The 16,064-nt window shown below is 47.0% G+C and carries 16 protein-coding genes; 9 read left to right on the top strand and 7 right to left on the bottom strand.

Annotation, left to right across the window (positions count from 1 at the left end):
- The first annotated feature begins 83 nt into the window (after positions 1–83).
- The 7 genes from ACMXI2_RS06545 (at position 84) to ACMXI2_RS06515 (ending at position 8,695) form a co-directional block, all read left to right on the top strand.
- The gene (locus ACMXI2_RS06545) at positions 84–1,916 is read left to right on the top strand and encodes a glycosyl hydrolase family 18 protein (protein WP_483780897.1); all 1,833 of its coding nucleotides are present in this window, start codon (positions 84–86) and stop codon (positions 1,914–1,916) included.
- Between the two features lie 97 nt (positions 1,917–2,013).
- Positions 2,014–2,403, top strand: a complete 390-nt coding sequence (locus tag ACMXI2_RS06540) for a hypothetical protein (protein ID WP_483780896.1) — start codon at positions 2,014–2,016, stop codon at positions 2,401–2,403.
- Between the two features lie 90 nt (positions 2,404–2,493).
- Positions 2,494–3,189: an ABC transporter ATP-binding protein gene (locus ACMXI2_RS06535; protein ID WP_483780895.1), complete on the top strand. Its 696-nt coding sequence runs from the start codon at positions 2,494–2,496 to the stop codon at positions 3,187–3,189.
- 53 nt (positions 3,190–3,242) lie between these two features.
- Positions 3,243–5,486 (top strand): TonB-dependent siderophore receptor, encoded by a 2,244-nt coding sequence (locus ACMXI2_RS06530; protein ID WP_483780894.1) that lies wholly within the window; start codon positions 3,243–3,245, stop codon positions 5,484–5,486.
- Between the two features lie 4 nt (positions 5,487–5,490).
- Positions 5,491–6,933, top strand: a complete 1,443-nt coding sequence (locus ACMXI2_RS06525) for an ABC transporter permease (RefSeq protein ID WP_483780893.1) — start codon at positions 5,491–5,493, stop codon at positions 6,931–6,933.
- Between the two features lie 8 nt (positions 6,934–6,941).
- Positions 6,942–8,303 (top strand): DUF3526 domain-containing protein, encoded by a 1,362-nt coding sequence (locus ACMXI2_RS06520; protein WP_483780892.1) that lies wholly within the window; start codon positions 6,942–6,944, stop codon positions 8,301–8,303.
- Between the two features lie 80 nt (positions 8,304–8,383).
- The gene (locus tag ACMXI2_RS06515) at positions 8,384–8,695 is read left to right on the top strand and encodes a hypothetical protein (protein WP_079468386.1); all 312 of its coding nucleotides are present in this window, start codon (positions 8,384–8,386) and stop codon (positions 8,693–8,695) included.
- Between the two features lie 7 nt (positions 8,696–8,702).
- On the opposite strand, the gene ACMXI2_RS06510 is transcribed toward ACMXI2_RS06515, so the two are convergent.
- Both ACMXI2_RS06510 and ACMXI2_RS06505 read right to left on the bottom strand, forming a co-directional pair.
- Positions 8,703–9,269, bottom strand: coding sequence for a hypothetical protein (locus tag ACMXI2_RS06510; RefSeq protein WP_483780891.1), 567 nt, complete (start codon positions 9,267–9,269; stop codon positions 8,703–8,705).
- A gap of 126 nt (positions 9,270–9,395) precedes the next feature.
- Entirely contained in the window at positions 9,396–11,255 is a 1,860-nt protein-coding gene (locus ACMXI2_RS06505) for a hypothetical protein (RefSeq protein WP_483780890.1), read from the bottom strand.
- A gap of 152 nt (positions 11,256–11,407) precedes the next feature.
- Here ACMXI2_RS06505 and ACMXI2_RS06500 point away from each other — a divergent pair, with 152 nt between their 5' ends.
- Together ACMXI2_RS06500 and ACMXI2_RS06495 are read left to right on the top strand one after the other, a co-directional pair.
- A complete protein-coding gene (locus ACMXI2_RS06500) occupies positions 11,408–12,196 on the top strand; it encodes a helix-turn-helix domain-containing protein (protein ID WP_483780889.1) in 789 nt (262 codons plus the stop codon).
- Between the two features lie 81 nt (positions 12,197–12,277).
- Entirely contained in the window at positions 12,278–12,634 is a 357-nt protein-coding gene (locus ACMXI2_RS06495) for a cupin domain-containing protein (protein WP_483780888.1), read from the top strand.
- On the opposite strand, the gene ACMXI2_RS06490 is transcribed toward ACMXI2_RS06495, so the two are convergent.
- The 5 genes from ACMXI2_RS06490 to ACMXI2_RS06470 are packed head-to-tail and all read right to left on the bottom strand — an operon-like array spanning position 12,631 to position 16,060.
- On the bottom strand, positions 12,631–13,413 hold the full coding sequence (locus ACMXI2_RS06490) for a serine hydrolase domain-containing protein (protein WP_483780887.1): 783 nt from the start codon (positions 13,411–13,413) through the stop codon (positions 12,631–12,633). The two genes, ACMXI2_RS06495 and ACMXI2_RS06490, sit on opposite strands and share 4 nt — an antisense overlap.
- 29 nt (positions 13,414–13,442) lie before the next feature.
- Complete coding sequence (locus ACMXI2_RS06485) at positions 13,443–13,712, bottom strand: hypothetical protein (protein WP_483780886.1); 270 nt, start codon at positions 13,710–13,712, stop codon at positions 13,443–13,445.
- Positions 13,713–13,715: 3 nt separating this feature from the next.
- The gene (locus ACMXI2_RS06480; protein WP_483780885.1) at positions 13,716–14,231 is read right to left on the bottom strand and encodes a DinB family protein; all 516 of its coding nucleotides are present in this window, start codon (positions 14,229–14,231) and stop codon (positions 13,716–13,718) included.
- A gap of 35 nt (positions 14,232–14,266) precedes the next feature.
- The gene (locus ACMXI2_RS06475) at positions 14,267–14,872 is read right to left on the bottom strand and encodes an HD domain-containing protein (RefSeq protein WP_483780884.1); all 606 of its coding nucleotides are present in this window, start codon (positions 14,870–14,872) and stop codon (positions 14,267–14,269) included.
- A gap of 45 nt (positions 14,873–14,917) precedes the next feature.
- A complete protein-coding gene (locus ACMXI2_RS06470; protein ID WP_483780883.1) occupies positions 14,918–16,060 on the bottom strand; it encodes an efflux RND transporter periplasmic adaptor subunit in 1,143 nt (380 codons plus the stop codon).
- Positions 16,061–16,064 lie beyond the last annotated feature (4 nt).

The following is a 16,064-nucleotide window of genomic DNA, read 5'->3' as shown; positions in this document are numbered from 1 at the left end:
TTCCCGGTAATTTCCGCACCGGGCAAGACCAGCTATTTAAAATATTTCCGCTTATTATTTACTGTTCATTTAAACCAAAAAAAATGAAACAAAAACTAGTCGTATCCGCTATCCTGGTGTTACTTATTTCCGGCTGCACAAAAATCCGGTATATGCTTAACGCCACCAAAACAGGGCATATGTCCACATTGCAACTGGAAGAAACCGGGTTTAAGATAGTAGCCTATCTGCCTAAATATACTTCCACACTCGCTGATCATATCAATGCCTTTGATTTCTCCAAAGTCACCCACCTGAATATTGCTTTCTTTAATCCCGACGTAAATGGTAACTTCCCTGCATCACAAGGCACCGGGCTGGATACCATTGTATCAAAAGCGCATCTTAACAACGTTAAAGTACTGTTGTCGCTCGGCGGCGGCTCCAATCAGAGTCAGTATGCCAACCTGCTCACCGCAGCCAACAGGGCGGCTTTCATTACCAAAGTGATCAACCTCGTATCACAATACAATGTGGATGGCATCGATGTAGACCTGGAAGGAGATAACATCGATGAAAACTACGAAGCATTTATCACCGGGCTGTCGGCTCAACTTAAACCCAGCGAAAAACTGCTCACCGCAGCCGTTGCCTGGTGGACGCGCGACCGCGTTACAGATTCCTGCCTGGCAGCGTTCGACTTTATAAACGTAATGGCCTACGACAAAGCCGGCGACGAACATTCGCCTTACAGCTATGCAAAACAACATGTGGAGTACTGGAAAGGCCAAAGAGGACTGGCAGCAAATAAAATAGTGGTAGGCGTTCCTTTCTACGGACTATATACACTATCCGGCAATTTACAATCCATGAAATTCAGCGAGATCACCGCACAATATCCCGGCGCCGAAAACAAAGACACCGTACGGCGGTCAGATGGCAACGTGGTTAACTACAATGGCATCCCCACCATTCAGAATAAAACGGCGTATGCCCAGCAGGAAGCGGGCGGCATTATGTTCTGGCAGGTGCTTCAGGACGCGAGCGGGTCGCTCTCCCTGCTCAATGCTATTCACGACAAAATAAACAGCAGTACCGGATGGGAACATCCCTACATCACCTGGAAATTTGACCTGAGCGCACCGGCCTCCGCCACCTTCACCGACTCCACCGCTGCCAAAGCTTCTGTTTCTGTAAAAGGAACTCCCGGCTTTCTCCCCGCTCCGCCATATGGCTACGGACGGGTATTTCTGCCAGCCACCTGCGGAGGATACTTTCAACTACAAGCCGGCACTAATCCTCCCGGCCTGAAAATCGCCGCCAGCTCCACCAACACCCCGGCAAAACTTTCATGGTATACAATTGACGAGGCAAAACCGCTGGCCGCACTTACTTTTAACCTCAACCTCAATGCTGCATTAACAAACGGCCAGCTGATCATTCCGTTTGGCTACAGCACCACCAGCAGCAGTACCTTTAATAACACCAACCAGCTGACCTCCGTTAACACGCCCGGCGTTTTTGCGGCTATCCGCCTGGATTTTTATGGCGGCAACTTTGCCACCCTCTCCTACCGCAATGCTACCTTCGGCTACACCACCATTAACAACACAGTATTCAATAAAACCGGGAACTATAAAATTGAATTATACTGCAATAACAGCAGCGCAGGAGAGAATTATACAAAAGACGCCACCAGCTATACACTGCCGGCACAAACCTATAATCTTTGGGTAAATGATGTGCTGATACAGGGGGCTTCTTCATTAACAAACTTCCCGGCTACCGGGGAACTGGCAGCCCTCAGCACCATCAATAGTTTTTCTTTTAACGCATCAGGAAATACCGGCACGCCCGGTACCACGCCGCCAACAAGTGCTAATTCACTGCTGGCAACGCTGAGTAATATTTTTATAAGTTTTGATCTTAAAAACTAAACGCGAAACTTCATTAAAATGCCCGGTGATTCAAAAATCACCGGGCATTTTAATATACTCCTGTCCCGTTTCAAAAAATAAAACTTCCGCCGTTTTAATGAAAATTGTAACTTCGTTGCATATTTTGAATAAAAAACAAAAATACCGCCTTCTGCTACTCTCCAGGATTGGAGCAATATTTCTATTGCTCATCTTCCTGAGTACCCCGCTGATAGAGGCTTTCCATCATCATCACTGCAATACCGGCACTGAGCTGGTGCTAAAAAAACATACGGATACCGGCAATCATCAATTCAATACGGTCCATGCAAAGTGTAAGCTGTGTGATCTGATAAAACATCAGTCGCATCACTTCCTGCCAACACAATTGCCTCACCTGGTATTCATCTCCCCGGTTAAAAAAACAACCGCTTCACTTTTCCGCGTACAGGCTTATTCAGGCTACCTGCTCTCCTGTACAAATAAAGGACCTCCCGCTTTCTGCTAAATTATTTACTGCTATCGGATGTAACATCCGTTTCCTGATTTTTCACACCTGCTATACGGGAGGTGTATTGCTGCTTATATTCTATTTTTTATGCTTCAGGCAATATCGTTATCAAAACATTACCAGTCGCATGTTGCGCTGGACAATCTCAACCTGGAAGTTAAGCCAGGTGAAATTTTCTGTTTGCTGGGCCAGAACGGCGCTGGCAAAACCACTACTATCAACCTGTTCCTGGGCTTTACAGCGCCCACCTCAGGGAAAGTAATGATCCACCAGCAGGAAGTACGGCCCGGCGACGCCGAAACACGCAAACACCTGGCGTATATTCCCGAAGTAGTAATGCTGTATGGCAGCTTAACCGCCACCGAAAACCTGGACTACTTCAGCCGGCTGGCCGGTTTTAGGTATGATAACCCCAGGCTCACTGCTTTCCTCTCTGATTGCGGCTTACAACAGGAGGCGCACGATAAGCACCTCTCCGGCTTCAGCAAAGGCATGCGGCAAAAAGTAGGCATCGCCATAGCGCTGGCAAAAAACGCGGATGTAATCCTCATGGATGAACCCACCAGCGGACTGGATCCCAAAGCCACTGACGAATTCACAGGATTGGTCCGGGAACTCGGGAGGCAGGGCAAATCTGTGCTAATGGCTACGCACGATATATTCAATGCCGTTAATGTAGGCGCGCGGATTGGCATCATGCGCAAAGGTCAGCTTGTACATACCTTAAACGCCGGCGATATCAATGCCCGCGATCTCCAGGAACTATACTTACAAACCATTTAGTTACATACTTCATGAAATTTCTTTCTTCTCACCCGGTGGCCAAAAACTTATTTTTGGCAACAGGCTTTGTGTATTTGTCACCGGCGGCAGCAGCGCAAATAAAGATTATTGATTCTTCCGGAAAAAAAGTGGAACTACAAACGGTGGAAATCACCGGTACCAACGCACAAAAGTATTATGGCGACTACTCCTTCTCGGCCACAAAGATCGCATCTCCCAACAAAGATATTCCGCAGGCTATTTCTTCCGTATCAAAAGAGCTGATCGCCGACCGGCAGGCATTTACGCTGGCAGATGCAGTGAAAAATGTAACAGGCGTTTCCCAGAGCAGCTACTATAACCAGTTTGCTATACGCGGTATCAGCCAGAATGAAGAAGGCGCTATTATCAATGGTATGCGAACACGCCAGTACTTTTTTAACCAGCCGCTCACCAATAACCTGGAACGCATTGAAGTGATTAAAGGACCCGCCAGCGCTACTTTTTCCAGTGTGGACCCCGGCGGCAGTATCAATATGGTGACAAAAAAACCACTCACGGAAAACAGGAAACAGGTGAGCATCTCCACCGGCAGCTTCAGCACCATAAGGGCCGCCCTCGATTTCACCGGCCCCTTGAATAAGGAAAAAACACTGCTGTACCGCCTGAATGCAGGATACGAAAACAGCAAAAGTTTCCGCGACCTGCAATATAAAAAGGCATACCTGATTTCACCTTCGTTTTCCTATGTACCCAATCAAAGCACCAGCATGAACGTAGAGCTTGTGATGAATAACAGCAACTCCAGGCTGGACCGCGGACAGGCCATATTCGGGGCTATCGCCGGGCAAACAAACCTGAACAGCACCCCCATCAATTTTAATATGGGTGGCAGCAACGACTATTTTAATACGCAGGACCTGATGCTGATGATTAACGGCTCCCACGCCTTCACATCAAAAGTGGTTTTTAATGTTGCCTACATGAAGCAAACCTGGAATGAAGACCTGCTCGAACACCGCACCACCAACGCATTTGGCGTAGATGAAAACAACGCTCCTATCCCCACCTTAGCAGGCATGCGCGCCGTACAACGACAACAGAAATGGAATACAGATAACCTGAGCGCCTATTTCAGCATCAACACCAACACCGGCGCTGTAAATCACAAGATCGTAGCGGGATACGACCGCATCAACACACAGAAGTACAGGGGCGGCGGCGAAAACTCCGCCCAGGGCTACCGGCTGAAAGACGGGACCATCGCTACACGGTACGATCCGGCAAAGAAAGAGCTCTATCTTTTTAAAACAATTAACGGCGTAAATGCACCGGTGCCTAACGTGGACTTCTTTAACCTGGCCAACCCCAGTTATACCATCCGTAACCTGGGCGATTATATTTTCAGCAGAACAGAAATTCCACCTGCTTACTACCTCATTAACGGCGTATACATCCAGGACCAGGTGAACTATCAGAAGCTCACCCTCACGCTTGGCCTGCGGCAGGAATGGTATGAAGATTTCAGCAACTATAAGCTCCCCAGCGAAAAGAAAATTTCCCGGCAGCAGCTGCTGCCCAGGATAGGTGTTACCTATGCCATCACTCCCAATATAAACCTGTACAGCACTTACCTACGTGGTTACCAGCCGCAGGGCAATACCTCCACACTGGTAGTGGTACCTCCGCCGGCAGGCGCCAACTATAAACCGCTGGAAAGCGATCTTAAAGAAATCGGGGCAAAATCAACCTGGCTGAATGACCTGCTGATGGTGAACATCTCCCTTTTTGAAATCAATCAGAAGCACCTGCTGATGAATGCCAACGACCCTGAAGATGTGAACCGGCTGGTGGAAAGGGGCGCACAACGCAGCCGCGGAATAGAACTCGAAGCCTCGGGGTTTATCAGGTCCAACTGGCAGTTTAATGCAGGGTACAGTTTTGTGGATGCCATCATCCTGGAAGACTTAAATCCAAAACTAAAAGGTGAGCGCGTACAGAACACGCCCAAACACAGCGGCAGCCTGTGGACCCGCTACGACCTGAACGACCATAGCATGCTAAAAGGAATTGGCTTTGGCGCCGGCATCCAATACAGCGGCAACAAACTTCCGTGGTACATCCGTGATTTTACACTGCCGGCATACACTTTACTGGATGCCGCTTTATATTATAGCCCGGCAAAAACAAGGGTACAACTGGCATTGAATATCGGTAACGTCCTGAACAAAACCTATTGGATAGGTGCGCAGAATTATCTCCGCCTCTTCCCTGGTTCTCCCAGAAATGTGATGTTCAACGCTACTTATAAATTCTGACCAAATGAAAACGATCCTTCTAATTGCAGGCAGCACCTGGAAAGCATCCTTCAGGAATAAAGCCACTTTGGCCCTCACCCTGATCCTCGGACTGGCATTGTGCCTGGCCACCTATATCGGGTGGCAGAACTTTAATATCCAGAATGGCCAGCGACTGAAATATAAACAAACTGTCCGCCAGCAATGGCTGGCCAAACCGGATAAGCACCCACACCGGATGGCCCATTATGGCTACCTCGCTTTCCGCGATAAACATGAACTGAGCTTCTTTGATTTTGGTATTGAAAGCTTCGCGGGCGTATCCATCTTCCTGGAAGCGCACAAACAAAATACCGTTAACTTCAGCGAGGCCGGCTTCTCAAACGGTATGCTTCGTTTCGGGGAGATGAGCGTAGCAATGGTGTTGCAGCTGCTCGTTCCGTTGCTGATCTTTTTTCTCGGGTATAACAGTATTTCCGCAGAACGCGAAAATGGTACGTTAAAAATACTGCTTTGCCAGGGCGTTAGCTGGCGGGCACTGTTGTCGGGAAAAATTGCAGGGATTATTGCCGTCAGCTTTACACTTTTTATCCCGGTCATTTTGCTCACCATTTTCCTGTGGGCAATGCTTAGTCACTGGCAGGTAACAGCCGATGCAGCCATCCGTCTTTTATTACTGGTACTGGCTTATGCGATTTACTTTATCATTTGTGCCGGCATTGCAGTAGTGGTATCAGCCGTTCACAAAACATCGGGGGCGGCCCTCACTACGTTGCTGGCCTGCTGGGTATTCTTTACCATTGTGATGCCCAGGATTACGCAGGCCATTGGCGTTAAAGTGTATCCTTCTCCATCGAAAATTGAATTTGCTGCCGCCGTTGAATCAGACCTTCACAAGCAGGGTGATAGTCATAATCCGGATGATCCGCATTACGCAAAGTTCCGGGCAGATGTATTAAAACAATACGGGGTAAATGACGTCAAAGAACTTCCCTTTAACTACGGTGGCTATGTAATGGCCGAAGGAGAAAGGATTTCGGCGGATATTTATACCCGTCATCAGGAAGCCCTTACAAAAACATTTGAACAGCAAAACAGTTTCCAGGTGGCAGCGGGCTACCTGAACCCGTTCCTCGCTATTAAGAACCTCTCAATGGCGCTCACAGCCTCTGACTTTAACACCTATGCTGATTTCCAGGATCAGGCAGAAGCCTACCGCTACGGGCTCGCCCAGCGGATGAACAAATTGCAGAAAGAAAAGATCAGCAACACGCCCCCCGGAGAAAAGGATAAGCCTTTAACCATCAGCCGCGCCCATTGGGCGGAGCAGGCCGATTTTAAGTATGTGTTTAAACCGGTTAACCAGGTGATGTCGCATCACCTCCCCACCATCGTTTCCCTGCTCTTCTGGTTAATGGCCTTGCTGGGATGCCTGCTGCTATCATCAAAATGGGTTAAAACTTTATAACAGCGAATATGAATCAACGTATATATTTATTGGAATGCAAAATCCTTTTCAGGAATAAAACGCTCCTGACAGGGATATTTATCCTGCTGATCAGCGGGTTTGCCGGGTTGTATTTTGGGAAGAATTTTATAGACAGGCAGAAAGAAGTGATCGCCAAAGCGGAAAAACTACAGACCGAAAATACCGCCAGGAATATTAAATACTTCGGCAAAGAACTGGGACTGGTATTATATCATACCAAATTTTCGATGGCTAACGAGCCGCGCAGCTGGGCGGCATTTTCCAATGGTCAGCGCGACATCAATCCTTATCTCATCGGCGTTACCACACTGGGCCTCGAAGGACAACTCTACGATACCGACCTTAACAACCCCACTACCCTGCTCCTGGGTAATATGGACCTGGCTTTTGTATTTATCTTTATATTTCCCCTTATCATCATTGCATTTAACTATAATTTACTTTCGGGAGAACAGGAATCCGGTATATGGGGGTTGCTCCGTTCACAATCTGTTGCTCCTTTGAAAATACTATGGCGGAAGTTTGCGGTGAGAATGGCCGCCATTTACCTGACAGCGCTGGTATTGATGGCTGTGGCAGGTGTTTACCTCCGGCTTGCAGCGGACCTTCGTTTGCTGACCGTCATCCTGGTATTGAGCCTGTACCTGTTGTGCTGGTTCGCGCTCTCCTTCTGGGTCATTTCGCGGGGAAGATCTTCCAGCGTGAATGCGGTTATGCTTATTTCATGTTGGGTGGTGCTGAACATCCTTGCACCTGCTTTGGTGAATGTTTGGCTTACCCGGAAATATCCCGTTCCCGAAGCACTGGAAACCGTGGTGATGCAACGAGAGGGATATCATGAAAAATGGGATATGGATAAGCGCGTTGCCCTCACTTCATTTTACCAGCATTATCCACAGTTTAAAAAATACCCGTTCCCCGAAGAACTGGCATTCAGCTGGTATTGGTACTTTGCCATGCAGCAAAACGGTGACGACCAGGCAGCACCCGGCGCCAGTTCCATGAAACACAAACTGGCGCAAAGAAACGATTTTACAAATGCCGTTGCGTTTATCCTTCCCGGTATTCAAACCCAGCTCACGCTGAATGGAATTGCCGGATCTGATCTTCAGCAGCACCTGGATTTCCAGCAGGCGCTCAGAAATTATCACGAACAGCTACGCCTGTATTTTTATCCGGCCATTTTCCAGGACCAGCCGGTTAAAAACATTGACTGGAGCCAGTTTAAGCTAAAACGCTATTATGAGGATGGAAGTGGCGCCATCTGGCAAAGTATCCTTTCACTGGTGATTTTTATTTCGCTGCTATCGGGTATAGCAATATATAATTTCAGAAAGAAGATGTACTGATTGAAGGGGCTGTTCAGTTGCTGCCGTCACAAAGCGGATATATTTTCCTGGTGTGCGGGTAAGGTAGTACCTTTATAGCTATGGCAAAAGAAAAAAACAAGCCGGTACCCGTAAGATTCGATTTAAAGCTGCTGGAATTACTGAAGGAAGAAGAGAAGATAGATACGCCCCAGCAAGCCTTAAACTTCCTGTCGAAGTTCTGGGAAAATAACCGGCCGGCAACAACCGATTTTGCAAATGATTTTAAAACGCTCACACCGGTTACACCGGTTGTAAAGAAAGAAAAAACAGATAAGGAAGACGCCTCCTCCCACCCTTCCGGGTTGTCAGGAATCGACCTCCTTATCTGGAAGGCGGAGCAAAGAGAGAAGAACAACGACCAGGAAATTTAACTATCCCCTAGTAACGTTTCTTCGGTTTAGGTATTACTGTACTGCTGCCGTTCAATGGCGGGGACAGGAAAATGCCATTGGCTTTTTTATCGGTGGTTTCCGTCAGTTCTGCATCATAAGTGATCTTACCTCGTTTTATTTCATAGAACTTCGACGGGATGTAATACATCGAATCGGCAGCAGGATAGGGCTTTGTAACATCACTGCCTCCGAATTCAAGGTTACCGTCACGATCCCAGTCTTTCACATCTGAACTCACCACACTCAACAGGGAGTCTGCCAGGGAGTGGTCAATATTGAACACATACAACCGATTCTTGTTCGGGCTGCCGTTTACCTCCAGGAAAAGAAAAACGGATTTACCGTTCTCCACCAGGCGGTTGCGTTTACTTTTGTAGTTAATAATGTCTTCATGCAGTACAAAAGCTTTATTGCCATTCACGAAAATAGTACCCTTGTACACAGTAATCAGCTGTTGCTGGCTGCTGGTGAAATGTAGTTCATTAGCGGGTTTCTGAGCCATCGCTGGCAAATAAACAGAAAGTAACAGGCATAGTTTGAATAGATGGCGCATCGTAATTTTTTATACCGGAAATTAGTAATAATTCTTTAGTAGTTGTAAAATAGTCTACAAGAAACTTACTAATATTCCATTCACCATTTTGAAAGCCCGCTCCAGGCGGGCTTTCAAATATCACCGCTACAATTCAGCCCAGGTGGTGCCTCCATCTGCATTTCTCCAGCAAAGGTGTCCCGTTGTTATGCTCCAGTCGTTATATATAATAGTTCCTTTGGGTTTCACATCTGTTGGCACAACGGCCGCATAGGACAAATTGTGATCAATACCTGCCGCTTCAAGGCCAGTGTAGGCTGTTACCTGTTTAAAGTCGAGCGTAGCCACCGAGAATGATCTTATCCTCAGATTCGCTGTACCGGATGTTAATATCACCCTTATAAACGCTACATTGTCGCCCACGGCAAAACTGGTAGCAAAATCAACATCTGAACTGTTCAGATAACATCCTCCAAACTGCCCCGCATTAACTATTGTCAAATGCGGTGAAAAGAGGTTGGCACCGATCACAGGCGCCAGTATATTGCCCGCACTATCGTAACAAACAACAGATACCCTACCTCCAAATCCAGCATCTGCATTCTTTCTTACAATAAATTTCTTCGCTGATAAGGTATTGATAAAAACACCAATGCCTGTGTTACCGGAAATTTCCACATAACTGGCTGTCGCTGCCGCAACAAGTCTTGAAGGCAGTACAGCGCTGCTGGCTTTATCGGCGCAATGCAGCCCCCTGAAAAAGTAATTGGTGCTGTTATACTTATTGATATGCAATGGTAGGAAAAGCGATTGCCAGCAATTACTGTTATTAACAGCATCGTTATAATAGTTTGGATAATTAGCCACCCGGTTGTTACGGGATTTACTTCCGTCCTCTATCTGAACAGCAGTATCATTTACCTCACTGGCAGATAAATCGGTATATCCGATATAAACACTATTCTGCACGCTGTCTGCACCGGTGATTTTCATTGAACACTTCCCGCTGTTTTCATTCCGTGCATCCCACATCCGGTTATTAATTCCCCGGTTTATTAATACGGCGCGGCATTCCGTAACGGTTGGATCAGTGATATATGACGCACTCAGCTCAAAACTGGGCTTGTAAAATACATTGTTGTTGGGTATGTGCGCGGTTGTTCCCGACATTCCTATCCTGACGCCATACCTTGCTTTATCCGCCAGCGTACTTCCTGAGTTCACGCTGAATCGTCCGCCGGTAAAAACATTTTCGTTACAAAAACCGTCTGTTCCTGACGCCTGCAGGTCCAGCTGTATTTTGCCGTCTTTTAACGTACCTATTCCCACCCTGTTGTAGGCGCATTGTCCACTACCAAGGAGTTGCACATTAATGGTAAAGGAGCTTACAAATTCCAGGTTTAGTCTTGATGATAAAAGGTTAATGAGCTTTACGCCAATACAGCTTTCATTTGTCCAGGCTGATATTGTTTCCTTAACGATCCGGAGGCTAAGTTTTATGGATGCATTGGTTACGCTATCACTTCCTATCACCATACCCGGCAGTGAATCAGTAGGATCAACAAAACTTACCGGCGCTTCCATTTCCACATTCACACCGGCGGCAATATTGAGGGTATCGTTGCAGGTGTACCGGTCTCCCCTGGGGAAATATAAGGTAGGCTTGTTCCCATAATAAGTGGAACCCGGATCCGGCGAAGTAGCCGAGTAAGCATTTGCTACACGGACTGCATCCTGCAATGCAGCAGTTGAATCAATGGCAGGACTTCCTGAAGCGCCAAACCACAGAACATTGATAATGTTTCCATCAATATTCCTGATCCACCTGCCGGGTAGATTGCCCACTTTGAATATAGTACCCAGGTTGGGATCTAAAGAAGAAGTACTATCCCAGTAAAATACGCCGCCTCCTCCATCGGCCGGATCATGATATCCCAACAGATGGCAAAGCTCACCATTAGTTGTGCCGGCAGTTCCTGTCAATTCAGTTACATTTTTAAATGTCATTTTTAATTTGGTTTTGGGTTTCAATAAAGAAATTGTCTTTATAAAAATCCGCTTCCGATACGCACTGTAAATGCGTATCGGAAATATTAAATACGCAGATTCAGGATACCGTTTAAAATACTATCTTCGGTAACACAACCACCAAGTACAGGATGATTGAAATAAAAGACCTGGACCATAGCCCGTTTCCCGGCGAACCACGGCGCATCATGAAGTATGTATTGGTTTACTGTACAGCAGGAAAACTAAATGTACAGGCAGATCATACTGTATTTACCCTGAAGCCAGGCGACGTTATCACTATTACCTCCGGCCAGATACACAGTATCCGGCCGGCTCAGAAAGCCAAAGGATTTGTACTGGAATTCACATTGAATTTTTTCTGTAAAGATGATAAGGATATTGAACTCATTTTTCACAACGGACTTTTCTGCCACTTCGCCATGAATGAAGTAATCCCTGTGGATAAAGATATCATGGAAACACAACTGGCCCTCATCCGGGAGGAATTACAGGAGCAGCCTTACCAATACCTCATTTCTGTGCATAGCCGCGTAGCCCTGATACTGGTGTCTATCAACCGGGCAAAGGTGAAACGTGGCGATGAAATCTGGAAACCGGAAGCGCTATTCCTGAGGTTCCTGGAAGCGGTGAGGGATAACTTTGAGCATAACTATACCCTTGCACAATTTGCAAAGCTGCTCGGTACTACGGAGGCCAAACTCAATGAGCTGGCGAAGCTCCATGCCGGGAAAACAGCCCAGAACGTAATTTACGGCCTTGTTACGTCTGAAGCAAAACGAATGCTTACCTATGGCGATCTGTCCGTAAAAGAAGTCGCTTATAAACTCGGGTTCAACGACCCCTTCTATTTTTCCAACTTCTTCAAAAAACAAACCCGGATCTCCCCCAAACTTTACAAAGAGCAGTTCGCCCTGTAAATGTTACATGCTTTTTGCAGGATTCTCTATTCCCGGAGCCACCCATAAAACCCACCTTTGTATCATGTAAAAACAATAATCATGAATACAGACATCCATCACTACATCACTAAAAGTAACCAGGTTGAATGGCAACCACTCGTAGAGAAAAATATTCACTATAAAGGAATATTCGTAAAGTCGCTCCGGTACGACGAAGCCGCCGGACGCTCTACAACTATCTTACTCAAATTTGAGCCCGGCGCCAAGTATCCGTATCATAACCATCCCGGAGGGGAAGAGATCTTTGTGCTGAGTGGCGACGCCGTACTGGAACATGCCACACTATTGGCAGGCGATTACCTGTATACGCCACCAGGCTTCCGGCACTCTGTTACGAGCAACACCGGATGCGTTCTGTTCTTTGTGATCCCGGAGGAAGTAGAGATCCTTTCTTAGTTACTAAATCCAGCCGGGAATAACACGGCTTCAATTTTTTTTGAAAGATCGTATAAATCCACCGATCCAAAATTTGTTAACAGGATGACCGTGTATTGCTGTTTGGGGTAATAGTCGTTCATAGCATGCCATCCTGAACTATCTCCTGCATGCCCGATACTGTAATAGCCCTGCTTATCTGTGGTTATCCAGATATAACCAAAGTGAGTATGCTCCCATTGAGAAGAATACCTGGCCGTCATTTGCGCCAGGTATTCTTTATTCAGTATTTCACCAGAAAACACCGCTTTATCAAAACGGTACAGATCTGTCACGCTGCTCCAGGCCCCGCCCGCCGATAACGGGATAGCGCCATTGTCGTAATTGTAAGGGATACGTTTATATCCGGCCGGATCTGTTTTACGATAGCCCACAGCATAACCCCGCTGACCGTCATCCAACTCCCCATAAGCAGTAAAATTGGTATTCACTAACCCCAATGGCTCAACGAACCGTTTTTTAATATAATCCTGGAAGCTCATACCCGTAATCTTTTCTATGATCGCACCAAGTACAATACAATCGCCGGTTGAATAGATGCAACTATCGCCGGGAGTGTATACCAATGGTAGCCCTCTCATAAAAGGTAACATATCCGTGCAGTTCTTCACACCTTCGTAACTGAAGTTCTTTGCTTTAAAGAAATCATCCAACCCCGCCGAATGAGTAAGCATCTGGTGGATAGTGATCTTGCCTCCCCCCGCAAATCCGTTCAGGTATTGTCCCAGGGTATCTGTCACTTTTAATTTGCCCTCCTGCGCAAGACAGGCTATAGCCGTTCCCGTAAGATCTTTGATCCTGATGATAAGCTAAACTTCGTGTCGGGCGTATTTTTAATCTTATGCTCCCGGTCGGAATAGCCATAGCCTTTGGAAAGTAATACGCCCGACCGGTCTGCGATGAGCACCGCCCCTGAAAACTGGTCCTGCCGGGTCATTTCAGTGAGGATGCTGTCTATGGATGCCGCACTTTCCGACTGCCCGTTTACATGAACCGTCATCAAAACCGCTATAAATGTAAAGACTATTCCCTGCTTCATTTTTTATCTGAAAAGTTGTTCATCAATCCGCTCTTTCTGCCTCAGATGATGTCTCATGTGCATTTCCGCAAACTGAAGCCATTCCAGCGAACTAAAAAAGAGCAAACCCGGATGTTCGGTTTTCCCGCCTGCCGTTGAAAAATCGATCGCATTCACCTCCTGCTTTAAACGCAACAGGCCCTGCAATAATTCATCTTTACTTTGTGGTTGTCTTGAATAAGGATCATTGGAAGGGTTTCCGAGCAACATATCAGGGAATGCACTATTGGCAAACATCGCTTTGGCATGTTTGTGCATGGCTTTATCATGGTTGGCATGGTCCAGCAAAGCTGCTTTCATTTGCTCAACAAAATAGCCGGTATCTGCTATAATGTGCAGGTACACCTGTCCCAGCGACCAGGTATCCTCGCGGGGTTTCCGGCAAAGCATTTCCAACGTGTAGCCGTTGAGGTGCGCCATCCATTTTTCAATGGTTTCGTTGAAATGCTGGCGTAAAGCAGTGACTTGGTTTGTTTCCATTACTGATTTCTATAGTGGGAAGCTACATTTTCTTTTCAGATGTCTGCCTGCCTGTTGTCTCTTTTTTTCAACCACATCTCTTTTCTTTCCTGTAATACCCTTCGTCCGTAGTCGGTGAAGTATTGGTGCCGGATGAGGAAGGCATTATTCATGCGGTTCCATTCCTCATCCGTAAAACACTGAAACAGGCAGTCAGCCCACTCTTCCCGGAGCAGCGCCTCTTCTTCCTGGTAATTGTCCTGCGACAGGTGGTAAAGGTCTGCATCACAAAGCACTTCTTCCAGGAGCGTTAAAGGATGCTGCGGCATTTTGGTGGCTTCAATGCAGGCCAGTACCTGTTGTATGGCGGCTTCAGGCATACCGTGTTGCGATAAGTATTGCTGCGCCACCTTTTTGCTTTCTTCTTCATGGCCTATGTAAGTATAGCAATAACCTGAATCATGAAACCACGCGGCTATCTGCACCAGTTGCAGTTGAGCGGGTGTAAGCCCGCTGGCGGCGCCTATTTCCGCTACCGCCGCTACCACGGTCCGGGTATGGACTATAGTATGAAACGAAACCGGCGCCGCCAGCTCCCTGTTCAGCAATGAACTGATATATTCTTCTATCTCTCCTAACAGGTCAGCCTTATTGGAATACATAACATATCAATTTTTTAAAAAGACGTATAACCGTGCCAGTTACCACTACTCTTCCACCTTGTTTTTCAATTTGCCCAACAGGGAATATGCGCCCTGAACAACAATCTTTGTTTTCAGCCAGTCGGTGCTGTCCGGCAGCAATGCCACCTTGCCATTTTCCCGGTCGCCGGCGGTTACCGGTACCAGGTGGAAGCTGCTTTCATCTGCTGTCGTAAACACATACTCCTTTCCATTATAACGCACCAGTGCGTCTTCTGGTACAATTGCGGCCGGTTTATTATCCAGTTCAAATACAGCGTTCAGGAACATGCCCGGCAACAGGTGCAGCATCTGCTTTTCAAAATGGCAATGCAGCACGCCACTCCTGTTTTCATCCACGTTGCGGGTCACCAAAATGGTTTCCACATCGTACCACTCGTCCGGTTTATCCACCAGGCTTACTTTTCCATGCATGCCTTTTTTAAAGGAGTTGATATTCTTTTCAAATACCGTAATAGCAGCATGGATGTCATCGGGATTTACCAGCTCAAATAATACATCCGCAGGATTTACGTATTTGCCGATATTCACATTCACTTTGCTCACGTAACCATTGATAGGCGCATAAATGGGCACTACGCCTGATATGGTGCCCGGGCTTAGTTTATCCGGGTTAATGTGAATAATCCGCAGCTTGGCGGCGAGCGATTGTATCATCACCTCCTGCGTATTATATTCGCTGAGCGCAAGCTGGTAGGTTTTCTTACTGGTAGCATCTGCCTCGCTCAGTTCCCTTTGCCGCTGCATATCCGTAGCCAGGTATTGCATTTTAGCCTTTGCCGTAAGGTAATCCTGTTGCAACTGCACATAGGCCGGATCTTCCATCACCGCAATTACCTGTCCTTTGGATATCGGGGAGCCTGGCAGCAGTGTGGTGCTTTTTAAATATCCGCCCAACGGAAAGCTCACCGAAATGAGGCTCTGGGGAGGCACATCTACAGAGCCGGAGGCCCGGATAGTAGCGTGTGTGGTGCCTTCCTGCGCGGTAGCGGTTACAATACCTGCGTTCTTCTTCTGTAAACTGTCGAGCATCACCACGTTCTGTTCTGATGCTGCCGGTGCGGATGATGTGGAAGCTGCCGTTTCGTTCTTTTGCTTACAGGCAACTGCCGCCATCATCAGCACACTATATATCAATAACTTTTTCATGCCG

It is taken from the genome of Chitinophaga sp. G7 BAM 1005, from assembly GCF_057126945.1.
This window is presented reverse-complemented; position numbering and strand designations above follow the sequence as displayed.

Coding starts and splice junctions, on each gene's coding strand:
- ACMXI2_RS06545 (WP_483780897.1), top strand. CDS start 84: ATGAAACAAAAACTAGTCGTATCCGCTATCCTGGTGTTACTTATTTCC.
- ACMXI2_RS06540 (WP_483780896.1), top strand. CDS start 2,014: ATGAAAATTGTAACTTCGTTGCATATTTTGAATAAAAAACAAAAATAC.
- ACMXI2_RS06535 (WP_483780895.1), top strand. CDS start 2,494: ATGCTTCAGGCAATATCGTTATCAAAACATTACCAGTCGCATGTTGCG.
- ACMXI2_RS06525 (WP_483780893.1), top strand. CDS start 5,491: ATGAAAACGATCCTTCTAATTGCAGGCAGCACCTGGAAAGCATCCTTC.
- ACMXI2_RS06520 (WP_483780892.1), top strand. CDS start 6,942: ATGAATCAACGTATATATTTATTGGAATGCAAAATCCTTTTCAGGAAT.
- ACMXI2_RS06515 (WP_079468386.1), top strand. CDS start 8,384: ATGGCAAAAGAAAAAAACAAGCCGGTACCCGTAAGATTCGATTTAAAG.
- ACMXI2_RS06510 (WP_483780891.1), bottom strand. CDS start 9,269: ATGCGCCATCTATTCAAACTATGCCTGTTACTTTCTGTTTATTTGCCA.
- ACMXI2_RS06505 (WP_483780890.1), bottom strand. CDS start 11,255: ATGACATTTAAAAATGTAACTGAATTGACAGGAACTGCCGGCACAACT.
- ACMXI2_RS06500 (WP_483780889.1), top strand. CDS start 11,408: ATGATTGAAATAAAAGACCTGGACCATAGCCCGTTTCCCGGCGAACCA.
- ACMXI2_RS06495 (WP_483780888.1), top strand. CDS start 12,278: ATGAATACAGACATCCATCACTACATCACTAAAAGTAACCAGGTTGAA.
- ACMXI2_RS06485 (WP_483780886.1), bottom strand. CDS start 13,712: ATGAAGCAGGGAATAGTCTTTACATTTATAGCGGTTTTGATGACGGTT.
- ACMXI2_RS06480 (WP_483780885.1), bottom strand. CDS start 14,231: ATGGAAACAAACCAAGTCACTGCTTTACGCCAGCATTTCAACGAAACC.
- ACMXI2_RS06475 (WP_483780884.1), bottom strand. CDS start 14,872: ATGTATTCCAATAAGGCTGACCTGTTAGGAGAGATAGAAGAATATATC.
- ACMXI2_RS06470 (WP_483780883.1), bottom strand. CDS start 16,060: ATGAAAAAGTTATTGATATATAGTGTGCTGATGATGGCGGCAGTTGCC.